The sequence below is a fragment of the Oryzihumus sp. genome (assembly GCF_036391795.1).
In the GTDB taxonomy this organism is placed as follows: domain Bacteria; phylum Actinomycetota; class Actinomycetes; order Actinomycetales; family Dermatophilaceae; genus Oryzihumus.
This window is the reverse complement of record NZ_DASVZH010000014.1, coordinates 1-8,754: the sequence shown is the minus strand read 5'-3', so window position 1 is coordinate 8,754 and position 8,754 is coordinate 1. Positions and strand designations below refer to the sequence as shown.

The following is an 8,754-nucleotide window of genomic DNA, read 5'->3' as shown; positions in this document are numbered from 1 at the left end:
TCGGACCAGCTGGCGTGAATGGCGCTGACCATGACCCCGGGGTCACGGCCGCCCCGGCCGGCAGGGCTGTCGTCGCAGACAATGCCGCGGCGACGACGGCCGCGGCGGACACAAGTTTTCTCATTCCCTCAGCTCCCCGATTGTTGGGTGTGTGATGGAACGGTGACGGGGCGGGGTCAAAGGCGCTCCGCCTCTGTGCCGTAGGCGACCTGATCCGAAGATCCCGGGCTCTGGGAGAACGCTGACGTACCTGACCTGCGCATGTGCCCGACGGTCCGCCAAGGCCGATGGCGTAGACGGGCAGTGACTTTGGCGGAGTAATGCTGCGGGCCGGCGCAGCTCTCGACGTCAGTCGTTGACCCTCTGGTGGGATGCGTTGTGCGTCAAGGCTGCTGCCGTGGCGAGGACGGAGGGCGCTGCCGAGGACGGGCGCAGTCAAGCGGTTGGAGCAGGTCTGCTCACCCGATTGGGCGATCTGCACGACCGTTGGGATCGCCACCATCGGGCTTGGGGTCGGACCCGTAGCGACCCTCTTGCAGTGCAATCCGAGGCACGCTGCGGGCGCCCCCGACCGCGCCCTGGGGAGGCTGTCATGAGGTCCTTCTTCGTCGATCGTCAGGGTTTGCCGCTTCGCTGGGTACTGGCACCAGCGGCACTCGTGGCCGCGGCCGCACATCTGCCCGTCATCGGTCCCCACCTGGCCGAAGCTCCCTACATGGGAGTGCTCTTCATCATGCTCACCGCCGCATGTGTTGCCCTTGCGGCGGCAGCGATCGTCCGGGACACGATGGCGGTCTACGCCTTGGCAGCGCTGACCTGCGCCTTGGCCATCCTGGGTTACATCGCCACACGGCTGGTCGCCTTCCCGCTCTTGGCCGACGACGTCGGGAACTGGTTCGAGCCAATGGGGGTGCTCTCAGTGGGCTCGGAGACGATCGTCGTAGTCAGCGCGGGCATTGCGTTTCGCGGCGTGCGTAGCCGCTCCGAGGCGCCCGAATCAGCCGGCGACGGTTCGCCGCTCCCTGTCTGACCGGATCCCCCGCGGCAAGCGGTCTCTGCAGCATTCAGTGGTCCGAGCGCTCTTCCGGGCTTGAGACAGGAAATCCACTCGTTGCCGCCCGGCCCTCAACCCGTGTCACGTTGCGTTGGCGGGCCGCGACAGTTGCCCAGATGGGCGCATGGCTTGGTGCATGCCGAGCGTCTAGCCGGCAAGGGTGTCGAGCACCCGGGGCGGCCGGGTCTGCAGCCGCCCACGAGGGAGGTGTGAGAGTCCGTGGGCGGCTGCGTACTCGGGCACCTTTGTGGCGAGAGCGCTTTCCCGAGTACCTCTTCCCCAACGCATCAAGGGTGCGGGCTGCGCGTGGGTCAGTTCTCGGCCGCAGGGGTGATTTCCGCTGTGAGCTCTCTGCCAGAAGGTTTGCGTAAGGCTGGGAGGGCACGGGACCTGCGCCCTTCGAGCGATGTTGCTGGTGGGCCTCGAGCCGAGTTGGAAGGTTTGAGCTCAAGGCCACTGATCGCCCCGGACAAAGGAACCGTGTGGTGCACGACCGGGCCTTGCCGAGACGTGGGTCAATTCCCAGCTGGCCTACGCTCGCGCCGTGTCCGGCGCCGCTTCGGCGTCCTCGACTGGGCGGTCAGCGCCGGTCACGGACAGGTAGGTCACAAGGACGCCGATCAGGGTGGCCAGGGTGAGCGTGACCGGGCCGGTGCCAAGGTCCAGGCCGCCCCGGCTAGCCGGGACACCCAGCCAGTCCGCGAACGAGGCGCCCAAGGGACGCGTCACGACGTAGGCGAACCAGAACGCGGCGATGCTGTTCATCCCCAGCCGCCAGTGGGCCACGGCGGGGATGGCGATCACGACCGCGAAAAGCATCCCGGAGGCGAAGTAGCCCAGGTGCATGGTGGAGGCCGTCATGTCACCGGCAGCCGTTCCCAGGGCGAAGGTGCACAACACGGCGGCCCAGTAGAAGCGTTCTCGCCGCGGCGTGCGGATGCTGTGGATCGACAGCGTGTGCTCGCGCCTGTACCAACAGGCGAAGATGACCGCCAAGGCCACCGCGAAGAAGATGGTGCTGACGACGTAGGGCACACCGAAGCCGATGTGCACCACATCAGCCGCCATGGTCCCGAACACGCTCACCATCGACACCGCCAACCAGTAGCGCCAAGGCCGGTAACGGCCCGAGCCGAACTGGAGGGTGAGCGCGGCGGTGAAGGCCAGCGCGCCGAGCGTCACGGCCACGAACGGGTTGATCCGTCGGACCAGGTAGTCCGACGCGGTCTCCCCCATGCCCGTGGTGAGCACCTTCGTGACCCAGAACAGTGCGGTGACTGCCGGCACCTTGCTCAGTCCGGTCCGAACTCCCGGCGCGAAAACTCTGGACTGCTCACCGGTAGCCATTGGCCGAGTATCACCGGCAGGCCTGACGCCTGGACTCCCCTCATCGCGCGACCGGGGCTGCGTCCCGGGCCGGTGGCCAACCCTCGGGCATCAGTAGCGGTTGGTCTGCACCATTCGGCGGACAACACGCTGCGAACATGAAGGAACCGCTGCTCGGGTCGCAAACCCAACTGCAACGGCTCGACCACTGGGTGCACCAGCTGATCGGCGGGGCAGGCGACTAGTCAGACTCGCGACCAAAGTCAGATACCCACTGCTCGGCAGATCCGGAAAGCGCCCTGCGCCGAATGGCGGCGGAATAACGCACTCACCCGGCGATGAATCAGCCGGGACGCCGAGCGCGGGTCTCCTGCACCACCAGCCCGTTGCCATCCGGATCGGTCAGCGTGAAGTAGCGCCCCCAAGGCTGCTCCTGGACACCACCCGGGGCCTCTGCGCCGCGTGCGGTGAACTCGGCAAGGTCGCCGTCGAGGTCGTCGGTCTCCAGTACCAACCCACGCAACGACCCTGCCGGCATCGACTCGAACCAGGTCACCAGGGTCAAAGACGTCTGGCCACCGGGCGGGGCGACCTGCACCCAGCGCAGGTCGGGTTGCATCTGGGCGTCACGGACCAGGTCAAAGCCGAGAACGTTGACGTAGAAGTCTCGAGACCGGTCCTGATCGGACACGGGCACTGAGAGCACCTGAAGGTGAGTGATCGCCACGTGCCAGAACCTACCCTTCCCAGCCCCGCCAACTGCCCCGCCACCGCGGGCCCAGCCTCTCCTGGCTCCGGCGACGCCCGGGCCACGCAGGCCAGATGAGAGCCACACGACCAGCGTGGGCAGGCCGAAATGAGAGCGACAGCCCGGGCGCCTGAACCGAAGCCTGGCCGGGCCGCGGTTCTGAGGCAATGAAACAAGCAGCCGAATTGAGGACGTTGCTTTAGTGCGACGCGCGGGCCGCGAGTGCCCCGACGTTGGTCATCTGGGCTGGGCTGGGTTCGGTCACGAACAAACTCCCGTCTGATCTAGTGTCCTGTCGCCTTGAGGTACAGGGACCGGTCTGTGTCGCCGATAGGCGCTTGCGAACGTGCTCGGGGCGGTCAACCAATGCTGGCGGGTTGCGCCGACCGCGCTCACCTGGCGTGCTTGGCCAGCCGCAACCACGTGTCAACGACGGTGTCCGGGTTGAGCGACATGGACTCGATGCCCTCGTCGAGCAGCCACTCGGCGAGGTCGGGGTGGTCCGAGGGGCCCTGTCCGCAGATGCCGATGTACTTGCCCTGGTCGCGGCAGGCCCGGATGGCCATGGCCAGCATCTTCTTCACGGCGGGGTCCCGCTCGTCGAACGAGCCCGCCACAAGCGAGGAGTCTCGGTCGAGCCCGAGTGTCAGCTGGGTCATGTCGTTGGAGCCGATCGAGAACCCGTCGAAGTGCTCGAGGAACTCCTCGGCGTTGACCGCGTTGGAGGGCAGCTCGCACATCATGACGACCTGGAGGTCGTTACCGCCGCGCCGCAGGCCGTGCTGCCCGAGCAGGTCGATCACGCCCTTGGCCTCGGCGACTGTGCGCACGAAGGGGATCATGACCTTGACATTGGTCAGCCCCATGTCATCGCGCACGTACCGCAGCGCCTCGCACTCCATGGCGAAGCAGTCGGCGAAGTCGGCCGACAGATACCGCGAGGCGCCGCGGTAGCCGATCATCGGGTTCTCCTCGTGCGGCTCGTAGCGCTGCCCACCCAGTAGCCCGGCGTACTCGTTGGACTTGAAGTCGGACATCCGCACGATCACTGGCTCGGGCGCGAACGCGGCCGCCAGCATCGCGATCCCTTCGCTGAGCCGCTTGACGAAGAAGTCACGCGGGCTGTCGTAGGCGGTGATGAGCCGCTCGATCTCCGCCTTGAGGCCCGGCTCCTGGTCGTGGAGCTCGAGCAGCGCCCTGGGATGGATCCCGATCTGTCGGTTGATGATGAATTCGAGCCGCGCGAGCCCGATCCCCTTGTTGGGCAGGCGGGAGAACTCGAACGCCTGCTCCGGGGTGCCGACGTTCATCATGATCTTCACCGGCAGCTCGGGCATGTCCGTGAGGGAGGTCTCGGACACCGAGAAGTCGCGCCTGCCGTCGTAGACGAACCCGGTGTCGCCCTCGGCGCAGGAGACGGTGACCTCCTGCCCCTCCTTCAGGTCCCTGGTGGCGCCGCCGGTGCCGACGACGGCGGGGATACCGAGCTCGCGCGCGATGATCGCCGCGTGGCAGGTGCGCCCACCGCGGTTGGTGACGATGGCGCTGGCGCGCTTCATGATCGGTTCCCAGTCGGGGTCGGTCATGTCCGCGACGAGGACTTCACCGGGCTGGAACTCGTGCATGGCATCGATCGAGCTCATCAGGCGCACCGCGCCCGCGCCGATCTTCTGGCCGATCGCGCGCCCCTCGACGAGCACCGGGCCGCGCTCGTTCATCCGGAACCGCTGCAGCGTTGAGCCGCTCGCGCGTGACTTCACGGTCTCGGGGCGCGCCTGAAGGATGTAGAGCCTGCCGTCGACGCCGTCCTTGCCCCACTCGATGTCCATCGGGCGGCCGTAGTGCTCCTCGATCTTGAGGGCGTGGGCGGCGAGCTCGGTGACCTCGTCGTCGGTCAGGCTCAGCCGCACCTGGTCGGCCTCGTCGACCGGCACGAACTCGGTGGTGCGTCCGACGGCCGCGTCGTCGGTGTAGACCATCTTGGTGGCCTTGCCTCCGAGGCCGCGCTTGAGGATCGCGGGGCGTCCCTGGCGCAGCGCCGGCTTGTAGACGTAGAACTCGTCGGGGTTCACCGCGCCCTGCACCACGGCCTCGCCGAGCCCGTAGCTGCTGGTCACGAACACCGCGTCGGGGAAGCCGGACTCGGTGTCGATGGTGAACATCACGCCCGATGCGCCGATGTCGGAGCGCACCATCCGCTGGATGCCGGCGGACAGTGCGACAACGGAGTGGTCGAAGTTGCTGTGCACGCGGTAGGCGATGGCGCGGTCGTTGTAGAGCGAGGCGAAGACCAGCTTGATGGCGTGCAGGATGTTGTCGATCCCCCGGATGTTCAGGAACGTCTCCTGCTGGCCCGCGAACGAGGCGTCGGGGAGGTCCTCCGCCGTCGCGCTCGAGCGCACCGCCCAACTCACCTCGTCGCCGGCGTCGCCGACGAGGCTCTGGTATGCCGTGCGGATGTCGTCCTCGAGGTCGGCCGGGAAGTCCTGTGCCTCCACCGCGTCGCGGATCTCGCGGCCCATCTCGACGAGCCGGCGCACGTCGTCGACGTCGAGCTCGGCCAGCATCGCGTTGATGCGGTCGGCCAGGCCGTCCTTGGCCAGGAACCGCCGGTAGGCGTCGGCGGTGGTGGCGAACCCGTCGGGGACGGACACCCCAGCCTTCGACAGGTGCTGGACCATCTCGCCCAGGGAGGCGTTCTTGCCTCCCACCGACTCGACGTCACTGAGTCCGAGGTCCTTGAACCACATGACGTTGGCGCTCATGGGCGTCCTTTCCGGTTCGCCGTCACCACGGTGTGACGGTCACTGCTCGTTGTTGAGGCGGGCGCTCTGCATGATGACGGCAGCCATCTCCTCCACCGACATCGAGGCCGAGTTGATGGAGGGGATGCGGTGCGAGCGGTACAGGTTCTCGGCACGGCGCAGCTCGTAGGAGCACTGCGCAAGGGTGGCGTACCTCGAGCCCGGCCGCCGCTCACCGCGAACCTGGCTGAGCCGGGCCGGCGTCGAGAGCAGGCCGAAGCACTTTGCGACATACGGCGCCACCGGCCTCGGGAGCTCGCTGTGCTCGAAGTCCTCCTCGACGAGCGGGTAGTTCGCAACCTTGATGCCGTGCTGGAGGGCGAGGTACATCGAGGTCGGCGTCTTGCCGCACCGCGACGGGGCGATGAGGATCAGCTCGGCCTGGGCGAGGTTGCGCAGGCTCTGGCCGTCGTCGTGCTCCATGGCGAAGTCGATGGCCTTCATCCTGGCCTCGTAGCGGCGCAGGTCACCGACGCCGTGCAGCGCGCCGACGTCGTGCGCGGCGTTGACGTGCAGGATCCGCTCGATGGTGCCCAAGTGCGTGCCAAACAGGTCGATAAAGGCACACGTCGTCTTCTGCAGCTCGGCCCGGACGTCCTCGTCGGCGACGGTCGAGAACACCAAGGGAGTGACCGCAGCGGTCTTGGTCGCGTCGAGCTGGGCGACCACCTCGCGGGCTTGGTCGGCCGTAGTGATGAACGGGATCTTGCGGCGTGAGAAGGAGACGGTAGGAAACTGCTGGAGCATCATGTTGCCGAGCGTCTCGGCCGAGATTCCGGTGCCCCCGGCCAGGAAGAAGACCGGCGTGGCGACGTCTGCCCCAGCCCCGGGCGCCACAGCGGATGCGGGTGCGGCTATGCGGTGGCGGTCGGAGGTGTCCACCTCGTCAGGCCTCCGGGGAAGCGGTCGAGGGCTCACGGGAGTCGGCAACGACGAAGGCCAAGGAACGGAGGGTCCACTTGCTGACGACAAGGCCAGCGGCGATCGCAGCCCCCTGCGTGGAGGTCACGCGTCTCGGGTCGGTCAGCAACCAGTGGGCACTCCCGGCCGCCGCGGACTCGCTGGCAGGGCAGGCGTCCCGATCAGCCACAGCCTGGAGGCGTGAGCGTCGAGCCCCGTCACGAACGTCAGGCTCGGTCATGTCCGCAGCCTAGCGAGTGGCCTACCGCGCAGCAGACCCAACTTGAGGGCGCACGAGCGGCCCGCACATAGGGACTTGGAGTGACCCCTCGCTCACGGCTACTAGACGATTCCCGTAGGGCCGGTGTCTGGCCAGACTCGGTCTAGGTGCTCGGCGGAACGCTCGCTTTGCGGCTGCCCACCTGTTCGCGGGTGTGGCTCTATTCCGGCTTGCGGACCGCCGGGCACCGGCGGGGCGGTGTGGCTCAAGAGGGGAATGCTCTGCTGGTAGTAGCGGTGCCCTCCTGACTCCACTTGATCACCATCAGTCGAGCCGAAGGGAGTACCTCGTGGGCGAGGGCAACCACGTTGTGATCGGCATGGACCCGCACAAGCGGTCGGTGACGATCGAGGTCATGACCAGCGATGAGCAGGTCCTCGGCGGTGGCCGCTTCGCCACCGATGTCGAGGGGTTCGCCTCGATGCTGGCCTACGTCGCAGCCTGGCCGGATCGGGTCTGGGCGATCGAGGGCTGTGAGGGCATCGGCCGCCACGTCGCTCAGCGCCTCATCGCCGAGGGCGAGTCGGTGGTCGATGTGCCGGCGAAGCTGTCGGCATGGGTGCGGGTCTTCGCCACCGGCCAGGGCGGCAAGACCGACGACACCGACGCCCACTCGATCGCCCTGGTCGGCGTGCGCATGAACGGCCTGCGCGCTGTCGTCGATGACGAACAGCTCGAGCTGCTGCGACTGCTCGTCGACCGGCGCCGCCGCCTCGGTGAAGAGCACACCCGAATGGTTTGCCAGCTTCACCAGCTGCTGCTGGAACTCATCCCAGGTGGTGCGAAGCGGGACCTGTCCGCTGCCCAGGCCCGCAAGCTGCTGGCTGGTGTCCGGCCCCGAGACGTGGTGGGCAAGACCCGCAAGCAGCACGCCATGGAGCTAGTCGTCGACCTCGAGCGGATCTACCAGCGCAAGAAGGTCGCGAACAAGGAACTCATCGAGCTCATCAAGAGCACGGGCACCGGGCTGCTCGACCTGCACGGGATCGGGTCTTCCGGGGCTGCCCGTCTGCTGGTCGAGGTCGGCGACATCACCCGGTTCCCTGATCGCGGCCACTTCGCGTCCTGGACCGGGACCGCACCCATCGACGCCTCCTCGGGCGACCGAGTGCGCCATCGCCTGTCGCGAGGCGGGAACCGGCAGATCAACGTGGTGCTGCACATCATGGCCACCGTTCAGCTGCGCAAACCCACCCAGGGCGGCGCCTACTACGACCGCAAGATCGCTGCCGGCAAGTCATCCAACGAAGCCATGCGCTGCCTCAAGAGACGGCTGTCCCACATCGTCTTCCGCACCATGCTCAACGACCTGGTCGCGAACAAAGCGACAGGCCCGGGAGGACACGGGGGCGCGTCACTTCAATCCAGCGCGGCCGGCTCGCATCCCCACACCGGCTCTTCGGACAAGTCACTTCCCGGACCCGTCAAGGCCAAGCCTAAGACCCGACTGCCACGCGCGTCTTGACACAGAAGGGAGCCAGATCCGACTGTTCGTCGCACTCGGCGGTACGACGGCACAGTCACTCTCACGAGGCGGGGACGGCGGCCAGGTGCCGGGCGGCGGGGCTCATGCCGCACCGCCGGCGGTGGTCCGGGGGCCGGGCTGCAGGAGCAGCAGCCGGTCGATCGTGGCCTGCAGCCC

Annotated in this window: 6 protein-coding genes; 2 read left to right on the top strand and 4 right to left on the bottom strand. The window is 67.5% G+C overall.

Features of this window, described 5'->3' with window-relative positions:
* Positions 1 to 592 precede the first annotated feature (592 nt).
* Complete coding sequence (locus VF825_RS00625) at positions 593 to 1,030, top strand: hypothetical protein (protein ID WP_331109034.1); 438 nt, start codon at positions 593 to 595, stop codon at positions 1,028 to 1,030.
* Positions 1,031 to 1,585: 555 nt separating this feature from the next.
* Here VF825_RS00625 and VF825_RS00620 read toward each other — a convergent pair.
* The 4 genes from VF825_RS00620 to VF825_RS00605 all read right to left on the bottom strand — a co-directional run bounded on the left by VF825_RS00620 (position 1,586) and on the right by VF825_RS00605 (position 6,769).
* Positions 1,586 to 2,401: a hypothetical protein gene (locus tag VF825_RS00620; protein ID WP_331109032.1), complete on the bottom strand. Its 816-nt coding sequence runs from the start codon at positions 2,399 to 2,401 to the stop codon at positions 1,586 to 1,588.
* Between the two features lie 322 nt (positions 2,402 to 2,723).
* Entirely contained in the window at positions 2,724 to 3,077 is a 354-nt protein-coding gene (locus VF825_RS00615) for a VOC family protein (protein WP_331109030.1), read from the bottom strand.
* A gap of 443 nt (positions 3,078 to 3,520) precedes the next feature.
* Positions 3,521 to 5,893 carry a phosphoenolpyruvate synthase gene (gene ppsA, locus VF825_RS00610; protein ID WP_331109028.1) on the bottom strand — a complete coding sequence of 791 codons (2,373 nt, stop codon included), beginning with the start codon at positions 5,891 to 5,893 and terminating at the stop codon, positions 3,521 to 3,523.
* A gap of 39 nt (positions 5,894 to 5,932) precedes the next feature.
* On the bottom strand, positions 5,933 to 6,769 hold the full coding sequence (locus VF825_RS00605; RefSeq protein WP_331109026.1) for a pyruvate, water dikinase regulatory protein: 837 nt from the start codon (positions 6,767 to 6,769) through the stop codon (positions 5,933 to 5,935).
* Between the two features lie 632 nt (positions 6,770 to 7,401).
* On the opposite strand from VF825_RS00605, the gene VF825_RS00600 reads away from it, so the two are divergent.
* The gene (locus tag VF825_RS00600) at positions 7,402 to 8,577 is read left to right on the top strand and encodes an IS110 family transposase (protein ID WP_331109024.1); all 1,176 of its coding nucleotides are present in this window, start codon (positions 7,402 to 7,404) and stop codon (positions 8,575 to 8,577) included.
* The last annotated feature ends 177 nt before the right edge of the window (positions 8,578 to 8,754 follow it).